A 17,752-nucleotide genomic window follows, 5' to 3' on the forward strand; every position below is an offset into this window, starting at 1 on the left:
GACATGTGTGGCTTCGGTGTGATTCACCCAATGGGTGAAAGCGCTACGTGGCCGCTGGCGCATCTGGTCGGGCGTCCGGCTTTGTCGCTCCTCCTTGCAGGCATGAGCCTGCCGCGTCGTTGCTTCGCGCCGGCCATTCCGCCCAGACGCACCAGCAACCACGTCCAACCGAGGTTTCAAGGATTATGCCCGCCTCGGGCGTAACATGACGGGCATGAATAATCCTGCGAAAAACGGTTTGCAACTGGCCATCGGTCACGCCTCGCTGACCGGGCCGCGCGAGCGGAACGAGGACTTTTGCGGCGTCGCCACGCCGGAAGGGCAGGAGCTCGAAAACAAGGGCGTCATCGCCGCCGTCGCCGACGGCATCGGCGGTCACCAGGGCGGTCGCGAAGCTTCCGAATACACGGTGCGCGGCCTGCTCTCCGATTATTTCGCGACGCCCGACACCTGGGGCGTGCCGCGTGCCATCGAAACGGTGACGACGGCGCTCAACCGCTGGGTCATCGCCGAAGGCAGCCGCAACGCCGAACTGTCGGGCATGGCGACGACGCTGTCGGTGCTCGTCCTGCGCGGTCGGCGCTTCTACACGGCGCACATTGGCGACAGCCGCATCTACCGTCTGCAGGAAGGCCGTCTGCAGCAAATGACGGTCGATCACACTTGGGAACATCCGGAACTCAACAACGTGCTGTCGCGCGCCATCGGCCTCGACCCGCGCGTCCTGCTTGATTTCGCCGATGGCGAACTGGCGGTCAATGACCGTTTCCTGCTCGTCTCCGACGGCGTCTGGGGCATCCTGCCCGATGCCCTGATGGCCGAGGTGTTGCTCGATCACCCCGACCCACAGGCCGCCGCCGCCGCGCTGACTAGCCTGGCGCTGGCCCAGGGCGGCCACGACAATGCGACGGCTGTGGTCGTCGATGTGCTCGGCCTGCCGCCGGCCAGCCTGCGCGATAGTCTGGAAAGCGCGGCCAGCCTGCCTCTGCCGCACCGCCTCAAAGTGGGGCATGAACTCGATGGGCTGATTATCGAAGAGGTGCTGCACGATTCGCGCGAAACGCTGCTCTATCGCGTGCGCAACCCGCGCAACGGCCAGCAACTGGTTTTGAAAACCCTGCAACCGGCGATGGAGGGCGACCAGGGCGCCATCGCCGCGCTGCTCATGGAGGAATGGCGGGCCAGGCGCGTCGTTTCGCCCTTCTTCCCGCAGGTCGTGCCGGCCGAACAGCGCAGCTGTCTGTATTACCTGATGACCTGGCACGCCGGGGCGACGCTGCAGGCCCGGCTCGATGCCGGCCAGCATTTTCCGGCCGGCGAGGTCGTCCGGCTCGGCATTGCCCTGCTCAGGGCGATTGGCGCCTTGCACCGGCTCGACATCGTGCATCGCGACATCAAGACCGACAACATCCACCTCGGCCAGGATGGCGTGCTGCGTGTCCTCGACCTGGGCGTCGCCATCAGCCTGGCCGAACGCAAGGCCGCCGACCCGATCGGCCAGGCCGGTACGCCGTCCTACATGGCGCCGGAGCTGTTCGACAGCCCCGAGCCGCAGCCCGGCCACGACCTCTACGCCGCCGGCGTGACGCTCTACCACCTGCTGACGCGCAAATATCCCTACGGCGAAATCGAACCCTTCCAGACGCCAAAATTCGGCGAGCCGGCCCGACCGACCCGCTGGCGCCCGGAAATTCCCGGCTGGCTCGAAAACATCCTGCTCAAGGCCGTCGCCCGCGACGCCAAGGATAGATTCGAGACGGCCGAGGAGTTCGTCCTGGCGCTCGAGCGCGGCGCTACCCGGCCGATCGCGGCACCGAGCCGGCAGCCCCTGATCGTGCGCAATCCCCTGCAGTTCTGGAAAGTCCTCGCGGGGCTATCGCTCGCGGTCAACCTGATTTTGTTGCTCATCTTGATGCGCTAGTCGGCACTCCGTATGGACTCGCCAGCGAAGGGCCTGCCTGAGGCCGGCTTGAGTAGGCTGCCGGCGAGCTTTGCTGCGGCATCGTGGCAATGTTTCTTACGGTCAACCGGAAAAAAAGCCCAAAAACGAAATGAGGGGTGCCGGGAATTGGGGCGGCGCCGAGTCTTGGCGGATTCGCCCCCGTGCTTATTCCCTGTCGGTGCCCAGGAATCTGCTCCTGTTTGATCCGGCGTTACGCCTTATCTGGCAGGGGATTTCGTCCGCATTATCACTGAGCTGCTGGCATCTTCCTTGTAGGCGTAGGCGACCTGTCCATTGCGAATCTCGCCCATGATGACCATGTTCCCGGTGACCGCCTCATGGTCGGTTTTGGTGAAAGGCCTGGTGTAGCGCGAGACGACGGTCGAGGTGGTCTGGTATTGCAAATTTTCGAGCGCCGCCTGAATCTGCGGCCCTTCCGTCGAGTTGGCCTGGAAGATGGCCAGCGAGATCAGGCGCAGCGCGTCGTAGGTCTGGGCCGCGGCCACTGCCGACGGAATTCGGCTGACTTTGTTGATCTTTCGGTAATTGAGCGAGAACTGGTTCTTGACCGAACTCAGTTCGCTCTCGATGAAAGTCACCGATGTCCGCGCCCCTTCGGCGCTCTTTCCTGCCTGGTCGATAAAAGTTTTTTGCGACAAGGTCCACGGGCCGACCATCGGCAATTTCAGGTTAATTTTCTCGGCACTTTTGACCAGCGTCGCAGCGTCGGTCCCCAGGCAGTACATGACGATGACGTCGGCGCCACTGTCCTTGACTTGCTGCAGCTGCGCTCGCATATCCGTCTCGCCGACCTTGAAGCTCGCGACGGCGACCGGTTTGAGCTTGCGCCGTTCCAGTTCGGCCAGCACGCTTTGCCGGCCGAACTGGCCATAGGGCGACTCATCGTGCAATAGCGCGATTCGGCCCAGTTTTCGCCGGTCGATCACATCGTCGAGGATGACGACCGGCTGCAGTTCGTCGCTTGCCGAGGTGCGGAACACGTAACTGACCGGATAGGCCGGTGGCATGAATGTCCGGATGACTGTTGCGCCGGTCGACCCGCTGACGATCAGCGGAATTCTCGCCTCCTGCAGCACCTTGGCCGACGGCAAGGCGACTCCGGTATTGGCAAAGCCGACGACGGCGACCACCTTCTCCTTTTCCACCAGTTCCCGGGCAATGGCTACACCGACCTCAGGCTTGGCTTGGTCGTCACGGATGACCAGTTCGATCGGCCGTCCCATGATCCCGCCCGTCGTGTTGATGTCCGAAAGAAACACCCTGGCCCCACCGACAATGCTCAGCCCCATGTCCTCCGACGACTTTGCGCTGAGCGGGCCGATCACGCCGATCTTGATACTTTGCGGCTCGGCCCATAGCGGACCACCCACGGACCACAAGGCGATCCCCAAAATTGCATACAAGTTTCTGAATTTTTGCATTATGTCTCCCTCGGTTGGCTGTTGCATCCGAACTCCTCCAAACCCGCGCCATGGCGCAGGCAGGCTCCGATTTTGTCGATGTAGACCAGGCCGTCAATCCGGGTTTCCCTCATTGGTGTTTTCCCTAGCCATGCGCCGAAGTCGAGTTCTGCGGTCAACTGGAAAATTTGCCCAAAATTGAAAGGGTGGCCGCCGGGCAGGGCTTCGCTTAAGCTGGCATTTCCATCTTCCTTCCACGCCACAGCAGCCATGAGCGACCCCAAGTGCAGTCTGCCAATTCCGCCAAAGATGCCGCGCGGCATCTGGATGCTTGGCTTCGTCAGCCTGCTCATGGATATTTCGTCCGAGATGATCCACAGCCTGCTGCCGTTGTTCATGGTCGGCACGCTGGGGGCCAGTGCGCTGGTGGTCGGCGTCATCGAAGGGCTGGCCGAGGCGACGGCGCTGATCGTCAAGGTGTTTTCCGGGGCGCTCAGCGATTACCTGGGCAGGCGCAAGGGGCTGGCGGTATTTGGCTATGCGCTCGGGGCGCTGAGCAAGCCGGTGTTTGCGCTGGCCTCGAGTACCGGCCTCGTCTTCGCCGCCCGCCTGGCGGATCGTATCGGCAAGGGCATCCGCGGGGCGCCGCGCGATGCGCTGGTTGCCGACATCGCGCCGCCGGAATTGCGCGGTGCGGCGTTTGGCCTGCGCCAGTCGCTCGATACGGTCGGTGCCTTTGTCGGGCCGCTGCCGGCGGTCGGGCTGATGTTGCTGTGGGATAACGATTTTCGGGCGGTGTTCTGGGTGGCGGTCATTCCCGGTCTGCTCGCCGTCGCCGTGCTGGTCTTCGGCGTGCACGAGCCGGCTCGCCCGGCACACACGGCGCGGCGCAATCCGATCAGCCGGGCCAACCTGCTGCGCCTCGGCTCTCCCTACTGGTGGGTGGTGGCGGTTGGCGGACTGTTTACGCTGGCCCGCTTCAGCGAAGCCTTTCTGGTGCTGCGCGCCCAGCAGGGCGGCATGGTGCTGGCGCTGATCCCGCTGGTCATGGTCGCCATGAACATCGTTTATTCGCTGTCGGCCTACCCGTTCGGCCGGCTGTCGGACCGCGTCAGCCACACCAGACTGTTGGCCATCGGCCTGCTCGTGCTGATCGCCGCCGACCTCGTGCTGGCGAGCAGTGCGCACTGGACTGCCGTGCTCGGCGGCGTGGCGCTGTGGGGTATTCACCTCGGGATGACCCAGGGCCTGCTGGCGACCATGGTGGCCGATACGGCGCCGGCCGATTTGCGCGGAACTGCCTTCGGCTTTTTCAATCTGACCAGTGGTGTGGCGATGTTGCTGGCCAGCGTCTGCGCCGGCTTGCTGTGGGATATCGTCGGCGCAGCCTTCACCTTTTACGCCGGGGCCGCCTTCTGCCTGCTGACCTTGCTCTTGCTGGCCTGGCGCAAAAAGCCGGCGTAGCCTGGAGACTCTGGCCTTTCCGGCGGCCAGGCCGGATAATCCGCCGAATTCAACGAGACCAGAATCATGACTACCGCCCTCATCCTCTTCGCCCACGGCGCCCGCGACCCAGAATGGGCCAACCCGATGCGCCGTGTGCAGGCTGCCATTCGCCTGCGCATGACCAACGTGCCGGTCGAGTTGGCGTTTCTTGAGTTCATGGCGCCGACCTTGCCGGACTGTGCCGCCGGGCTGATCGCGCAGGGGGCGGACAAGGTTGTCGTGATGCCGATGTTCGTCGCCCGCGGCGGGCATCTGAAGAAGGAAACACCGGAGATGATCGAAAAGCTGCGCTCGACCTACCCGAATGTCGAGTTTTCATTGGGCAACGCCATCGGCGAGCATGAACTGGTCGTGCAGGCCATGGCGACGGCGGCGCTCGAAGTCGCTGGCCTGTAGATTGCTAGTTAAGCCTCATGCTTACCGTACTCGTCATTGATGAATCCCGTTCCCGCGCTGGCGAAATCTGCGCCGGGCTGGCGTTGGCCGGCTATCAGGTTGCCGCCATTCTGGCTGGCTCAGACAACCTGACGGCCGAAGTCGAGCGCCTGCAGCCCGACGTCATTCTGATCGATACCGACAGCCCGAGCCGGGATACCCTGGAAAACCTCGCGGCGATGAACAAGGACATGCCGCGTCCGGTTGTCATCTTTACCCAGGAAGACGGCCAGGCGACCATCCGCGATGCCGTCAAGGCGGGGGTTTCGGCCTATATCGTCGATGGTCTGGACGCCAAGCGGATCAAGCCGATTCTCGATGTGGCGATGGCTCGCTTCGAGGATACGCAGGCCTTGCGCCGGGAGCTCGACGAGGTTTCGCAGAAGCTGACCGACCGCAAGCTCGTCGATAAGGCCAAGGGTGTGCTCATGAAAGCACGCGGTCTGGACGAGGACGCGGCTTATCACGCCATGCGCAAGCTGGCCATGGAGCGCGGCCAGTCGATGGCCAAAGTGGCGCGCGACGTGATCGACATGGCGCGCGTCCTGCTCTAAAGCTGTGCGGCAGGACTGCTTGCTGCACTGCAATAGTGCATCGTTCCCGGCCCGGCCGGTTGAAACAAGCAAGTGCCAAGTTATTGAAAATAAAGTAGATATTAATAACTAGTTCTAAATAACTAGTCCTGGCACGGCCATTGCGATAGTCCTTACAAAACGCACGGTCAATGGCGGCCGGGCGAGAGTCGAGTAATACCGATTCAAGGACAAGGGCGTCCATCCGAGCTGCCAACCGGCGGCCAGGATGAGACGCCCATTTTGTTTTTAGATTCTCGCAATCAAGGAGCAAGTAATGGAAGACAATAAACTGGCCGCACCGGAAGTCGTTACCGACAAGCCGAGCTTTTCACGTCGTGATTTCGTATCAACAGCCTTGGGAGCCTCTCTGATGGCCATGGTCCCTCCCGGCGTTCGCAGTGGCGCATGGGCCGCTGGTTCGGATGCCCCAGAAAAAAAGGAAGTCCGTATCGGCTTCATCCCGCTCACCGACTGCGCTTCGGTCGTCATGGCTTCGGTCATGAAGTTCGATGAGAAATACGGTATCAAGATCATCCCGACCAAGGAAGCCTCCTGGGCTTCGGTACGCGACAAGCTGGTCAATGGCGAGCTCGATGCCGCCCACGTGTTGTACGGCCTGATCTACGGCGTGCAGCTCGGCGTTGGTGGCCCGAAAAAGGACATGAATGTGCTGATGAACCTGAACCACAACGGTCAGGCCATCACCCTCTCCAATCAGCTCAAGGACAAGGGCGCCACCGATGGCGCCAGCCTGGCCAAGCTGATCGCCAAGAAGGAGCGCGAATACACCTTCGCCCAGACCTTCCCGACCGGCACCCACGCCATGTGGCTCTACTACTGGCTGGCGGCGCAGGGCATCAACCCGCTCAAGGACGTCAAGACGATTACCGTGCCCCCGCCGCAGATGGTCGCCAACATGCGCGTCGGCAACATGGACGGCTACTGCGTCGGCGAACCGTGGAACAACCGCGCCATCATGGACAACATCGGCTTCACGGCAACGACGACCCAGGACATCTGGACCGATCATCCGGAAAAAGTGCTCGGCACGACAGCCGATTGGGTCAAGCAGAACCCGAACACGGCGCGTGCCGTGGTCGCCGCCATCCTCGATGCCGGCAAGTGGATCGACGCCTCCATCGCCAACAAGCAGAAGACGGCCGAAACCATCGCCAGCAAGGCTTACGTCAATACCGACACGGAAGTCATCGTCGCCCGCATGCTCGGCCGCTACCAGAATGGTCTGGGCAAGAGCTGGGACGACAAGAACTGCATGAAGTTCTTCAACGAGGGCACGGTCAACTTCCCGTATCTCAGCGACGGCATGTGGTTCATGACCCAGCACAAGCGCTGGGGCTTGCTCAAGAGCCATCCGGATTATCTGGCCATCGCCAAGCAGGTCAATCGCATCGACATCTACAAACAGGGCGCCACCGCTGCCGGTGTGGCCTTGCCGAAGAGCGAGATGCGGACCTCGAAGATGATCGACGGCGTGGTCTGGGACGGCAAGGATCCGGCCAAGTACGCCGACGGTTTCAAAGTGAAAGCTTAAGGCAACAAGGGAGCCGTCATTCCCGGCTTGACCGGGAATGACGCCCACGCTTAGGAGAGAACCATGAGCGCACTGACGATGAATGTTGAATTTGGGGCAAAAATTCCGGTTGACCGTGGAATTCAGGAAATCGCCGTTGTAGAAGCGACCGTTGCTCCTGCCAAGGAAAAGAAAATGGAAATAACCGCAACCGTGCCGGCCGAGCCGGGCACGCCCTTCTCCGAGAGGCTGGCCGGCGCCGGCCGCGCCGTTCTGCCGCCGCTGCTCGGCATGGTGATCCTGATCGGCATCTGGTACATCGCCACGATGAAAGGCGGCAGCATTCCCGGCCCGCTGCAAACCTGGGAGGCCGCCACCGCGCTGTTCGCCGACCCGTTCTACCAGAACGGTCCGAACGACCAAGGTATCGGCTGGAACATCCTGTCCTCGCTGCAACGCGTCGGCATCGGCTTCGGCTTTGCTGCGGTGGTCGGCATTCCGCTCGGCTTCATTCTTGGCCGCTCGGCTTTCCTGTCGGCCATGATCAATCCGATCATCAGCCTGCTGCGTCCGGTTTCGCCGCTGGCCTGGTTGCCGATCGGCCTGCTCGTCTTCAAGCGGGCTGACCCGGCGGCGACCTACACCATCTTCATCTGCTCGATCTGGCCGATGATCATGAACACCGCCCAGGGCGTCCAGCGCGTGCCGCAGGATTATCTCAACGTCGCCCGCGTCCTCGCCCTTTCCGAGTGGAAGGTCGTCACCAAGATCCTGCTGCCGGCCGTGCTGCCCTACATCCTGACCGGCATCCGCCTGTCCATCGGCACCGCCTGGCTGGTCATCGTTGCCGCAGAAATGCTCACCGGCGGCGTCGGCATCGGCTTCTGGGTGTGGGACGAGTGGAATAACCTGAAGGTGGAACACATCATCATCGCCATCTTCGTCATCGGCATCGTCGGCCTCATCCTCGAGCAAAGCCTGATCCTGCTCGCCCGGAAGCTGACCAAGGAATCGTCATGAGCGGAGCGCACAACATGGAAAAGTTCGTACAAGTTCAAACCGTTGGTCAGACCTTCGATACCAAGAAGGGCAAATTTGTCGCCCTGCGCGACATCAACCTGACCATCAAGCAGGGCGAGTTCGTCGCGCTGATCGGCCACTCCGGCTGCGGTAAATCGACACTGCTCAACCTCATTGCCGGCCTGACCAAGCCGACCGATGGCGTACTGTTGCTTGAAGACCGCGAAATCGCCGGGCCCGGCCCGGAACGCGCCGTGGTTTTCCAGAACCATAGCCTGCTGCCTTGGCTGACTTGCTTCGAGAATGTCTATCTGGCCGTCGAACGCGTTTTCGGCACCAAGGAAGGCAAGCCGAAGCTCAGGGAGCGCACGGCGGCGGCGATCAGCCTGGTCGGCCTCGATCACGCCAGCAGCAAGTATCCGCATGAAATCTCCGGCGGCATGAAGCAGCGCGTCGGCATCGCCCGCGCCCTGTCCATGGAGCCGAAGGTGCTGCTCATGGATGAGCCGTTCGGTGCTCTCGACGCGCTGACCCGGGCCAAGCTGCAGGACGAACTGATGCGTATTTGTGAGGCAACCAAGGCCACCACGGTCATGGTCACCCACGATGTAGACGAAGCCGTGCTGCTCTCGGACAAGATCGTCATGATGACCAACGGCCCGGCGGCAACCATCGGCGAAATTCTGGAGGTGAATCTCCCCCGCCCGCGTCATCGCCTGACCCTGGCCCACGATCCGGACTACATCGGTTACCGCGCCGCGGTGCTCGAGTTCCTTTACGAAAAACAGGCCCACGTCGAAAAACAGGCCGCCTGAAGTTTTCAGTCGATTCATCGTCGCCGCGCTCTCTCCAACGCGACTTTTGCCCGCCGGGTCAAACCGGCGGGCTTTTTCTTGATCTATCTCCTTTGCTTTCCCGCTGGCAGGGCGCTAAGGTTAGACAATTCGTTTTCGGACAATTTCTGATGCTAGCCAACCCGGGCAAGCTGTCGCGCAAGATCATCGGCATGCTGGTGGTCTTTTTTCTGGTGGCCGCCACGGCCATCGGGCTGACGCTGCTCATTTCCTGGCAACTGGAAGGCGTCGCCGCGGCGATCAACGATGCCGGCAGTCAGCGCATGCGGACTTACCGCATGGGTCACCTGATGGCGCGCGATCTCGAGGCGAAGGCGCCGGAGGCCAGCGCATCGCATGCGCTGAGCGACGAGCTGGCGCGTTTCGACAAGGTTCTGCGTGACCTGAAGCAGGGCGATCCCGAGCGGCCCTTGTCGCCGCCGCGCAATGCCGAGGTTCAGGAACGCCTGCAAGCGGTTGACAAGGTCTGGCAGGAAACGGTGCGGCCGCTGGTCGCCGGCTATCTGGCCGGGGTGCGGGCCGACCGCGAGCGCGCCGTCGATCGTTTCGATGCCGAGCTCGAACCCTTTGTCAGCAAGATTAACGAACTGGCGCTGGCGATGGAGCGTACCTACGCCTTCGACACCAATCTGCTGCGCACTGTCCAGGCGGCGCTGGTCGCCCTGGCGATCATTGGCACTATCGTTCTGATCCGCTATTTTTCGCGGCTGGTCATCAGGCCGGTCGGCGTCCTCCATGCCGGCATGCAGCGCATGACCAGCGACGACCTGACGGTGCGGGTTCCGGTCGCCAGCGATGACGAACTTGGCGGGCTGGCCTTCGGTTTCAACCAGATGGCGGAGCATCTGCAAAATGTTTACAACACGCTGGAGCAGCGGGTCGAGGCCGAAACCCGCCGTCTCGCCCAGCGCAATCACGAATTGAGCATCCTCTATTCGGTGACCACTTTTCTCAGCGAGCCGGCGCCGGTGACGGTGCTCAGCGAGGGCTTTCTCGATCGGATCATGAACGCCCTGGGGGCCGATGCCGGCGCGGTGCGTATGTATGAGCAGCAGTCAGACAGGTTGTTTTTGATCACCCATCAAGGTCTGTCCGTCGATTTCCTCGATCACGAGGCGGAAATGAACTGCGGCGATTGCCTGTGCGGCGAGGTCTTTCAGACCGGCGTTTCGGCCGCCTTTGCCACGGTCAACCCGCCCGAAGGCATGAAATTGCGTACCTGTATCCGCGAAGGTTTTGCCACGGCGACCGCCTTCAGCATTCTCTACGACAAGCAGAAACTCGGCGTTTATAACCTCTATTTCAAGCGGCCGCAGGCGCTGTCCGAGCAGCAAATCCATCTGCTCGAAACACTCGGGCATCACCTCGGCGTGGCCATCGAAAACCAGCGCCTCAAATCGCGCGAGAAGGAACTGGCTGTTTCCGAGGAGCGCAACCTGCTCGCCCAGGAATTGCACGACTCGATTGCCCAAGGGCTGGCTTTCCTCAACATCCAGGTCCAGTTGCTGCAGGATTCGCTGCGCAAGGGAAATTCCGAAGAGGCCATGCAGACGGCCGGCCAACTGCGCGAAGGCGTGCAGGAAAGCTACGACGACGTGCGCGAATTGCTCGTCCACTTCCGGACGCGCGTCCATCAGTCAGACCTCGACACGGCCATCCAGTCCACGCTGGAAAAGTTCGAGGGACAGACCGGCATCGCCACGGCATTCGAGCGCATCGGCAACGGCGCGTCGCAGGTGCCAACCGACGAAATCCAGATCATGCACATCGTCCAGGAATCTCTGTCCAACATCCGCAAGCACGCCAAGGCAAGCCAGGTGCGGGTCGTCGTCAAACGTGAAATTGGACGGATTGGCGTCGAGATCGAGGATGATGGCGTCGGCTTCGATCCGGAAAACGATCCGAACTGCCTGTCCGACCGCCATGTCGGCCTGAAAATCATGCGCGAGCGCGCTCACCGCATTGGCGGAGAATGTCGCGTCGCATCCAAACCCGGTAACGGTTCCCGCGTTACATTGACCCTGCCCCGCGAAAACAAAGAGGTTGCCTGAAAATGAGCGAAAAAATCCGTGTCCTGCTGGTTGATGATCACACGCTGTTTCGCAGTGGTATCAAGTCGCTGCTCCAGCGCAATGACGACTTCGAGGTCGTCGGCGAGGCCGGTGACGGGCTCGAAGGCATCAAGCGCGCCCGTTCGCTTAAACCGGACGTGACCTTGCTCGACCTCCATATGCCCGGCGTGTCGGGGCTCGAAGCGGTCAAGGTCATTGCCGAGGAAATGCCCGAAGTCAGCGTGCTCATGCTGACCGTGTCGGAAGATGCGCAGGATCTGGTCGATGCCCTGCGCGCTGGCGCCAGCGGTTATCTCCTCAAGAACATCGAAACCGACGCCCTGATCGATGCCATCCGCCGTGCAGCCCAGGGCGAGTCAGTTGTCTCGCAGCAAATGACGGCCAAACTGATCCAGGGCGTGCGCAATCCGCCCAAGGCCGAGGCGGCTGGGGGAGAACGGGATCGTTTTTCGCCGCGCGAACGCGACATCCTGCTTTCGCTGGCGCATGGCGAGAGCAACAAGGAAATCGCCCGCAAGCTCGATCTGGCCGAAAGCACGGTCAAAATTCATGTGCAGAACATTTTCAAGAAACTGAACATGAGCAGCCGCGTACAAGTGGCGCTTTACGCCGTCGAGCACGGCTACGCGCAAACCCGGCACACCTGAAGCCCGGCGCCAGCTATCCGGCGATTCTTGCGGTCAACCGGAAATTTTGCCCGATTTTGAAATGAAAAAACCCCGACCTTTACGGTGGGGGCTCGGTTTCCGCCGCCTGTCTGGCAACGAAATGGTCAATGGTCCGAGTCGCTAGTTCGCCGGTATCGGATGAGTTCGTTGAAGGTGTTCGTAGGTTTGCGCCAAATCCTTCACATGCTGGTAATGACCTGAATCAAGGGCCTGCTGCATGTTTTCGATAATCATCGAATGCAGGCGGCAGACACCGTCGGGCGTACACAGCAGCGCTTCACTCATCTCGGCAGCAACGGTGATCGGAATATGTTCGTGTTCAGCGATTGCCTCAATCTCGCCTTGATCAAGGTCGCAATAGTCGATAACGTCCTGAATAGACAGCATTTGCTCCTCCTGGATAGGAAAAATAAAAAGTCAGGTTGAAACCCCTGCTTGTTATTTTTGTTCTGTCCGCCTTGTCGTTATTGTCGGTGGAGGATCATCTTATTGTGGCTGAAAAATCCGGAAAGGCAAGCGTGCATCCGAGTTAGATACTTAGTCGGCCTTCCGGCAACGGATGGCCGAGCTGCAGACGGCTGATAGTCGGCAACAGGTCTAGGCGGGTGTCTTTTTTCAGCTGTATGGCGCGCGCCCGCATCTCGTCGAGCGAGACATCGACCGGCTCGCCTCCGGTCGCGAAAGCGATGGTGTTGCCGCTGTCGCACGATGGAAAAACGGCAACACGGCCATCGAAAGCCGAGCGGATGCGCTCGACGCTGCCGGCAAATCCCCGGTTCCGGCCGAGCAGGTTGATGCTGCACAGCCCCTTGTCGCTCAGCCGGGCGCGGCAGGCCTGGTAGAAAGGATCGGTGTCGAGTACACCGGCCTTCGCATCGGGGTCGTAACCATCGATCAGCATCATGTCGAAACGGCGGTCGCCGCCCAGCATGTAGTCGGCGCCGCAGCCGATCACCACGTCGAGCCGGCGCGGGTCGTCCGGCAGCTTGAAATACTGGCGCGCGATGTACTCGACCTGCGGATTGATCTCGACCACCGTGATCCGGCAGTCGGGCAGGTAGCGGTAAATGAATTTGGCCAGCGAACCGGCGCCGAGGCCGATCAACAAGGCGCTGCGCGGCCACTGGCCGGTCGGCCGCATGAGCAGCCCGGCCATCATCTCTCGCGTGTAGGCCAGCTCCAGCGCCCACGGCCGGGCAATGCGCATGGCGCTCTGTATCCAGTCCGAGCCGAAGTGCAGATTGCGCACGCCGCTGTCTTCGCTGATATCGACGGCATGTTGGGGAGTTTTTTTTGCGGGTCTCATGGCCTTGCGCCTTGGAGTGGGGCTGGTACCCCCAGGTGGAATCGAACCACCAATTCGCCCTTAGGAGGGGCGTGTTATATCCATTTAACTATGGAGGCGCTCAGCGGTGCGCATTGTACCGGTGTGGCCAGTCTAGCGATAGATGGCGCCCACGCACGTGCAAGCGGCTAAAATGCCGGTTCTCCCAACGTGGCGCCGGCTCGGTGCTGCTCAAACTGCGACCAATGCCCTACCTAAAACTTTCGTCCGCCTGCCTTGCCTACGGCCATGTGCCGCTCCTCGATCACGCCGATTTCCTGCTCGATCCGGGCGAGCGGGTTGCCCTGATCGGCCGCAATGGCACTGGCAAGTCCTCCATGCTCGCTGCCATGGCTGCGGGCTCCGGACGTGGCCGGCTGGATGATGGCGAGGTCTGGGTACAGCCAGGCATCCGTGTCGGCTACGTGCCGCAGGAGCCGCCTTTCGACATGGAGGCGACGGTCTTCGAGGCCGTTATTTCCGGCATGGGTGAGAACGCGGCGATTTTGGCCGAATACCATGAGGTCTCGCACAAGCTGGGCGAAATTGACGCCGATCACGACGTCTTGCTCGAACGCATGTCCGAGCTGCAGCACGAGCTGGAATCGCGTGGTGCCTGGGCATTCGAGGCGCAGGCTGAGCGCGTTATTGAGCGCTTCGGGCTGGACCCGGACGCCAGGGTTGGCAGCCTGTCCGGCGGCCAGAAGAAGCGCCTGGCACTGGCCCAGGCCTTGGCCGTCGCCCCGGAGGTCTTGCTCCTTGACGAGCCGACCAACCACCTCGACATCGCGGCCATCGAATGGCTGGAGAACCTGCTCATCGAATCCGGCGTTACGCTGTTTTTCATCACCCACGACCGTTCCTTCCTTGACCGCGTGTGCACGCGCATCGTCGAGCTGGATCGCGGCAAGCTGGTCAGCTTTCCCGGCAGTTTCAAGGACTACCAGTTGCGCAAGGAAGCCATGCTGCACGAAGAAGGCCTGGCCAATGCGCGGGCCGACAAGCTGCTCAAGGAAGAGGAAATCTGGATTCGCAAGGGTGTCGAAGCGCGGCGGACGCGCGCCGTGTTCCGCGTCCAGCGCCTTGATCAGCTGCGGGCCGAACGTCAGGCCCGGCGCGAGCGGATGGGCAAGGTCAACCTGCAACTCGATTCCGGCGACAAGAGCGGCAAGCTGGTGGCCGAACTCGAACACGTCTACAAATCCTATGGTCAACGGGAAATTGTGCGCGATTTCTCAACCCGCATTCAGCGCGGCGACAAGATCGGCCTGATCGGCCCGAACGGCGCCGGCAAGACGACGCTGCTCCGGCTGATCCTCGACGAAATCAAGCCGGATTCCGGCATCGTGCGCCAAGGCACGAAAATGGATATCGCCTATTTCGACCAGTTCCGCACCCAGCTCGATCCCAATTCGACGCTGTCTGACGTGATTTCCCCGGGCTCGGACTGGGTCGATATCGGCGGTGCCCGCAAGCACGTGATCGGCTATCTCGAAGACTTCCTGTTTGCCCCGGAGCGCGCCCGTTCGCCGGTCAGCTCGCTGTCTGGCGGCGAGCGCAATCGCCTGCTGCTGGCACGTCTGTTCGCCAAGCCTGCCAACGTACTGGTCCTCGATGAGCCGACCAACGACCTCGACATCGAAACCCTGGAACTGCTCGAAGAGCTGCTCCAGACCTACGAAGGTACGCTGTTCCTGGTCAGCCACGACCGGACTTTCATCGACAACGTGGTGACCCAGACCATCGCCGCTGAAGGCGATGGCACCTGGAAGGAATACGCCGGCGGTTACACCGACTGGGCGACCTACAAGGCCAGCCTGGCCAAGGAGGCGCCGAAGGCCAAGGCAGAAGCCAAGCCGGTCGCCAAGACAGCAGAACCCGTCAAGGCCGCAGAGCCGGCGAAGCCGACGGGTGAAAAACTGTCATGGAAAGAGCAGCGTGAACTGGAGGATCTGCCCGGAAAAATCGCCGGCCTGGAAGCCGAACAGGCCGAACTGGGCAAGCGTCTCGCCGATGCTTCGCTCTACCAGACCGATCCGGCTGCAGCGCAAAAGGCATCCGACCGTCTGGCCGCCATCGATGATGAACTGATGGTCATGCTCGAACGCTGGGAAGGGCTCGAAGCACGCGCCGGGAACCCGGCGTAATCCTCATGCTCCAACGGGCCTTGTCCGGGATCACTCATGAATACAACAAACACTAGCTGGCGCACGCCGACACTCATCCTGATTGCCGGCTGCGTCATCCTGACGCTGTCGATGGGCGTCCGCCACACGGCGGGCCTTTTCCTGCAGCCGATGACGGTCGACAACGGGTGGTCCCGCGAAACCTTCTCGTTCGCCTTCGCCCTGCAGAACCTGGTCTGGGGCCTCGGCTCACCCTTTGCCGGCGCGCTGGCCGACCGCTATGGCGCGGGGCGCACCCTTCTCGTCGCAGCGACGCTCTACGTGCTCGGGCTGGTTCTGATGTCGGTGTCGCCGACGCCGCTGACGCTCGATTTCTCAGCCGGCCTGCTCATCGGCCTTGGCCTGTCGGGAACAACCTTTCCAGTCATCATGGGCGTCATCGGCCGCCATACGACCCCGGAAAAACGCAGCCTCGCCCTCGGTATCGCCAGTGCCGGCGGTTCGTTCGGCCAGTTCGCCGTGCTCCCCATCGGGCAGATGATGATCTCCACCTACGGCTGGCAAAGCGCACTCGTCTTGCTCGCCTGCGGCGTTGGCCTGATCGCCCCGCTGGCGTATGCCATGGCCGATGGTCACAAGCCTTCTGCGGGGGCAGGTCAGTCGGTCGTCGAAGCGCTGCACGAGGCAAGCCGCGAGCGCAGCTTTCACTACCTGTTCTGGGGCTATTTCGTGTGCGGCTTCCAGACGGCTTTCATCATGCTGCATCTGCCGTCGTATCTGGTCGATGCCGGCATGTCGGCCAATGTCGGCATGACTGCGGTGGCGCTGATCGGCCTGTTCAATATTTTCGGATCCTTCTATTTCGGCTGGGCTGGCGGGCGCTCGAGCAAGAAGAATCTGTTGGTCTGGATCTACGGATTGCGTGCCGTGGCTATTTTGATTTTCATGCTGATTCCGCTGTCGACCGCAGCAGCCTGGATCTTCGCCGCCGTCATCGGCATCCTGTGGCTCGGTACCGTGCCGCTGACCAACGGCCTGATCGCCCAGATATTCGGGTTGCGCTACATGTCGATGCTGACCGGCGTGGTATTTCTCGGCCACCAGCTCGGCAGCTTCCTCGGCGCATGGATGGGCGGGCGGATCTTCGACGAAACGGGCTCGTACTCGCTGGCCTGGTCGATCTCGATAGGCTTGTCGATCCTCGCCGCCATCTGCTCGTGGCCGGTCAATGAGAAGCCGCTGGCCCGGCTAAGCGCGGCAACGTGAAACCGAACTGGCGCTGGTTTCTCGGTGGCGTTGGCGTAGCGCTGGCCGTGTTGCTGCTGGCGCTGATCTTCACCGCCTACCAGATGCCAGAGCTACTGCTCGACTGGGCCAACCTGCGTTATTGCGGTTAGTGCCGCGGCTAGGCCAGCGCGGCCTCGCCATCAGCTTCGCGGGCCGGCATTGGCAACAGGCCAAGGCGCTGGCGAACGGTTTCCGGCGTGACGTTGAGCAATTCGCCGATGTCCTTGAAGTCGTCGGGTAGCGCCGGGTCTTCCCAGCTATACGACGAATGACGGGCGAGGCGGACGGCCAGCTCAACGTTCCGCACGCGTGGATTCTCGGCGCTGTCTTCATCGATCAGCGTACGCAGCAGTTCAGGCAGGTTCCAGACACGGCAGAGTTCGAGCTGGATTTCCTGGAAGGTGAAGCCCAGTGCCTGCTTCTGCGCGTCAGCGCTGCGCATGGTCGGATTGGCCTTCTGCAGGTCGTGAATGGCCAGCCCGAGGCTCGGCGCCGAACACCAGACAAGAATTTCGGCCAGGTCGTGCAGCAGAGCCGCGATGCGCACCTCTTCCATGCTAATGTCATGGCGCCAGACCGCCCAGTCCTGGGCGTAGTCGGCCGCCCGCTGGGCCCGGCGAACGATTTGCAGGACGCCCAGCAGGGCATGCGGGCCGGCTTCCTTGAGCTGGTCTTCGATCGTGAACAGCCCGCTGAAGTGATTGAAGAACGGCTCGATGCCGGCCATGACGACCGAACTGGCGATGGTCGTGATGTCGTGCTGCAGTGACCTTCCCCGCATCGGCTGGGTGAAGGCCAGCACGCGTACGGTCATGATCGGGTCCTGGAGGATCAGCCGGGCCAGTTCGCGGGCGTCGACGCGGTCAAGATTGGCCCGCATTTCCTCAATTCGCCGCTTGGTGATGCGCAGGACAGGCAGGCCGTTGTTGCTGAAGAGCAGGGACCAGGCATCAAGATCCGGTAGCGGGTGGTCGAGCATGGGTGGCTGGCT

Annotated in this window: 17 protein-coding genes and 1 tRNA gene; 12 read left to right on the forward strand and 6 right to left on the reverse strand. The window is 61.8% G+C overall.

Going from position 1 to position 17,752, the window contains the following annotated elements:
• Positions 1 to 214 precede the first annotated feature (214 nt).
• A complete protein-coding gene (locus KI613_RS04840) occupies positions 215 to 1,921 on the forward strand; it encodes a bifunctional protein-serine/threonine kinase/phosphatase (RefSeq protein WP_226404069.1) in 1,707 nt (568 codons plus the stop codon).
• Positions 1,922 to 2,160: 239 nt separating this feature from the next.
• On the opposite strand, the gene KI613_RS04845 is transcribed toward KI613_RS04840, so the two are convergent.
• Together KI613_RS04845 and KI613_RS04850 are read right to left on the reverse strand one after the other, a co-directional pair.
• Positions 2,161 to 3,384: an ABC transporter substrate-binding protein gene (locus tag KI613_RS04845; protein ID WP_226404070.1), complete on the reverse strand. Its 1,224-nt coding sequence runs from the start codon at positions 3,382 to 3,384 to the stop codon at positions 2,161 to 2,163.
• Complete coding sequence (locus KI613_RS04850) at positions 3,384 to 3,635, reverse strand: hypothetical protein (RefSeq protein ID WP_226404071.1); 252 nt, start codon at positions 3,633 to 3,635, stop codon at positions 3,384 to 3,386. The genes KI613_RS04845 and KI613_RS04850 overlap by 1 nt, the downstream gene beginning before the upstream one ends.
• Between KI613_RS04850 and KI613_RS04855 the strand changes: the two genes are divergently transcribed.
• From KI613_RS04855 to KI613_RS04890, 8 genes are all read left to right on the forward strand, one after another.
• Positions 3,634 to 4,827 (forward strand): MFS transporter, encoded by a 1,194-nt coding sequence (locus KI613_RS04855; RefSeq protein ID WP_226404072.1) that lies wholly within the window; start codon positions 3,634 to 3,636, stop codon positions 4,825 to 4,827. The genes KI613_RS04850 and KI613_RS04855 overlap by 2 nt on opposite strands.
• Positions 4,828 to 4,893: 66 nt before the next feature.
• Positions 4,894 to 5,265, forward strand: coding sequence for a sirohydrochlorin chelatase (locus KI613_RS04860; protein WP_226404073.1), 372 nt, complete (start codon positions 4,894 to 4,896; stop codon positions 5,263 to 5,265).
• Between the two features lie 17 nt (positions 5,266 to 5,282).
• Positions 5,283 to 5,858 (forward strand): ANTAR domain-containing response regulator, encoded by a 576-nt coding sequence (locus tag KI613_RS04865; protein WP_226404074.1) that lies wholly within the window; start codon positions 5,283 to 5,285, stop codon positions 5,856 to 5,858.
• A 295-nt stretch (positions 5,859 to 6,153) separates the two neighbouring features.
• Complete coding sequence (locus tag KI613_RS04870) at positions 6,154 to 7,431, forward strand: CmpA/NrtA family ABC transporter substrate-binding protein (RefSeq protein WP_226404075.1); 1,278 nt, start codon at positions 6,154 to 6,156, stop codon at positions 7,429 to 7,431.
• 63 nt (positions 7,432 to 7,494) lie between these two features.
• Complete coding sequence (gene ntrB, locus KI613_RS04875) at positions 7,495 to 8,430, forward strand: nitrate ABC transporter permease (RefSeq protein ID WP_226404076.1); 936 nt, start codon at positions 7,495 to 7,497, stop codon at positions 8,428 to 8,430.
• A gap of 14 nt (positions 8,431 to 8,444) precedes the next feature.
• Positions 8,445 to 9,245 carry an ABC transporter ATP-binding protein gene (locus tag KI613_RS04880; RefSeq protein ID WP_226405689.1) on the forward strand — a complete coding sequence of 267 codons (801 nt, stop codon included), beginning with the start codon at positions 8,445 to 8,447 and terminating at the stop codon, positions 9,243 to 9,245.
• Positions 9,246 to 9,394: 149 nt separating this feature from the next.
• A complete protein-coding gene (locus KI613_RS04885) occupies positions 9,395 to 11,335 on the forward strand; it encodes a type IV pili methyl-accepting chemotaxis transducer N-terminal domain-containing protein (RefSeq protein WP_226404077.1) in 1,941 nt (646 codons plus the stop codon).
• 2 nt (positions 11,336 to 11,337) lie between these two features.
• Complete coding sequence (locus KI613_RS04890) at positions 11,338 to 12,003, forward strand: response regulator (protein WP_226404078.1); 666 nt, start codon at positions 11,338 to 11,340, stop codon at positions 12,001 to 12,003.
• Between the two features lie 141 nt (positions 12,004 to 12,144).
• On the opposite strand, the gene KI613_RS04895 is transcribed toward KI613_RS04890, so the two are convergent.
• From KI613_RS04895 to KI613_RS04905, 3 genes are all read right to left on the reverse strand, one after another.
• On the reverse strand, positions 12,145 to 12,411 hold the full coding sequence (locus tag KI613_RS04895) for a hypothetical protein (protein WP_226404079.1): 267 nt from the start codon (positions 12,409 to 12,411) through the stop codon (positions 12,145 to 12,147).
• Between the two features lie 142 nt (positions 12,412 to 12,553).
• The gene (locus KI613_RS04900) at positions 12,554 to 13,330 is read right to left on the reverse strand and encodes a spermine/spermidine synthase domain-containing protein (RefSeq protein ID WP_226404080.1); all 777 of its coding nucleotides are present in this window, start codon (positions 13,328 to 13,330) and stop codon (positions 12,554 to 12,556) included.
• 23 nt (positions 13,331 to 13,353) lie between these two features.
• Positions 13,354 to 13,428: transfer RNA gene (locus KI613_RS04905), tRNA-Arg, on the reverse strand.
• Between the two features lie 126 nt (positions 13,429 to 13,554).
• On the opposite strand from KI613_RS04905, the gene KI613_RS04910 reads away from it, so the two are divergent.
• Genes KI613_RS04910 through KI613_RS21215 form a run of 3 tightly spaced genes read left to right on the forward strand, consistent with a single transcriptional unit; the run spans position 13,555 to position 16,871 of the window.
• Entirely contained in the window at positions 13,555 to 15,495 is a 1,941-nt protein-coding gene (locus KI613_RS04910) for an ATP-binding cassette domain-containing protein (RefSeq protein WP_226404081.1), read from the forward strand.
• A 36-nt stretch (positions 15,496 to 15,531) separates the two neighbouring features.
• Complete coding sequence (locus tag KI613_RS04915; protein ID WP_226404082.1) at positions 15,532 to 16,740, forward strand: MFS transporter; 1,209 nt, start codon at positions 15,532 to 15,534, stop codon at positions 16,738 to 16,740.
• On the forward strand, positions 16,737 to 16,871 hold the full coding sequence (locus KI613_RS21215; protein WP_264181453.1) for a hypothetical protein: 135 nt from the start codon (positions 16,737 to 16,739) through the stop codon (positions 16,869 to 16,871). The genes KI613_RS04915 and KI613_RS21215 overlap by 4 nt, the downstream gene beginning before the upstream one ends.
• A gap of 8 nt (positions 16,872 to 16,879) precedes the next feature.
• Here the strand turns inward: KI613_RS21215 and KI613_RS04920 are convergent, their stop codons facing one another.
• Positions 16,880 to 17,740 carry an HDOD domain-containing protein gene (locus KI613_RS04920; protein ID WP_226404083.1) on the reverse strand — a complete coding sequence of 287 codons (861 nt, stop codon included), beginning with the start codon at positions 17,738 to 17,740 and terminating at the stop codon, positions 16,880 to 16,882.
• Positions 17,741 to 17,752 lie beyond the last annotated feature (12 nt).

Origin of the sequence: Ferribacterium limneticum, from assembly GCF_020510585.1 — a bacterium.
Taxonomy (GTDB): Bacteria; Pseudomonadota; Gammaproteobacteria; order Burkholderiales; family Rhodocyclaceae; genus Azonexus.

What these genes read in the sequence shown, in the direction of transcription:
- KI613_RS04840 (WP_226404069.1), top strand. Translation starts at nt 215, where the DNA reads ATGAATAATCCTGCGAAAAACGGTTTGCAACTGGCCATCGGTCACGCC.
- KI613_RS04845 (WP_226404070.1), bottom strand. Translation starts at nt 3,384, where the DNA reads ATGCAAAAATTCAGAAACTTGTATGCAATTTTGGGGATCGCCTTGTGG.
- ntrB (WP_226404076.1), top strand. Translation starts at nt 7,495, where the DNA reads ATGAGCGCACTGACGATGAATGTTGAATTTGGGGCAAAAATTCCGGTT.
- KI613_RS04870 (WP_226404075.1), top strand. Translation starts at nt 6,154, where the DNA reads ATGGAAGACAATAAACTGGCCGCACCGGAAGTCGTTACCGACAAGCCG.
- KI613_RS04900 (WP_226404080.1), bottom strand. Translation starts at nt 13,330, where the DNA reads ATGAGACCCGCAAAAAAAACTCCCCAACATGCCGTCGATATCAGCGAA.
- KI613_RS04850 (WP_226404071.1), bottom strand. Translation starts at nt 3,635, where the DNA reads ATGGCTGCTGTGGCGTGGAAGGAAGATGGAAATGCCAGCTTAAGCGAA.
- KI613_RS04920 (WP_226404083.1), bottom strand. Translation starts at nt 17,740, where the DNA reads ATGCTCGACCACCCGCTACCGGATCTTGATGCCTGGTCCCTGCTCTTC.
- KI613_RS04915 (WP_226404082.1), top strand. Translation starts at nt 15,532, where the DNA reads ATGAATACAACAAACACTAGCTGGCGCACGCCGACACTCATCCTGATT.
- KI613_RS04855 (WP_226404072.1), top strand. Translation starts at nt 3,634, where the DNA reads ATGAGCGACCCCAAGTGCAGTCTGCCAATTCCGCCAAAGATGCCGCGC.
- KI613_RS04885 (WP_226404077.1), top strand. Translation starts at nt 9,395, where the DNA reads ATGCTAGCCAACCCGGGCAAGCTGTCGCGCAAGATCATCGGCATGCTG.
- KI613_RS04865 (WP_226404074.1), top strand. Translation starts at nt 5,283, where the DNA reads ATGCTTACCGTACTCGTCATTGATGAATCCCGTTCCCGCGCTGGCGAA.
- KI613_RS04895 (WP_226404079.1), bottom strand. Translation starts at nt 12,411, where the DNA reads ATGCTGTCTATTCAGGACGTTATCGACTATTGCGACCTTGATCAAGGC.
- KI613_RS04860 (WP_226404073.1), top strand. Translation starts at nt 4,894, where the DNA reads ATGACTACCGCCCTCATCCTCTTCGCCCACGGCGCCCGCGACCCAGAA.
- KI613_RS04890 (WP_226404078.1), top strand. Translation starts at nt 11,338, where the DNA reads ATGAGCGAAAAAATCCGTGTCCTGCTGGTTGATGATCACACGCTGTTT.
- KI613_RS04910 (WP_226404081.1), top strand. Translation starts at nt 13,555, where the DNA reads ATGCCCTACCTAAAACTTTCGTCCGCCTGCCTTGCCTACGGCCATGTG.
- KI613_RS04880 (WP_226405689.1), top strand. Translation starts at nt 8,445, where the DNA reads ATGGAAAAGTTCGTACAAGTTCAAACCGTTGGTCAGACCTTCGATACC.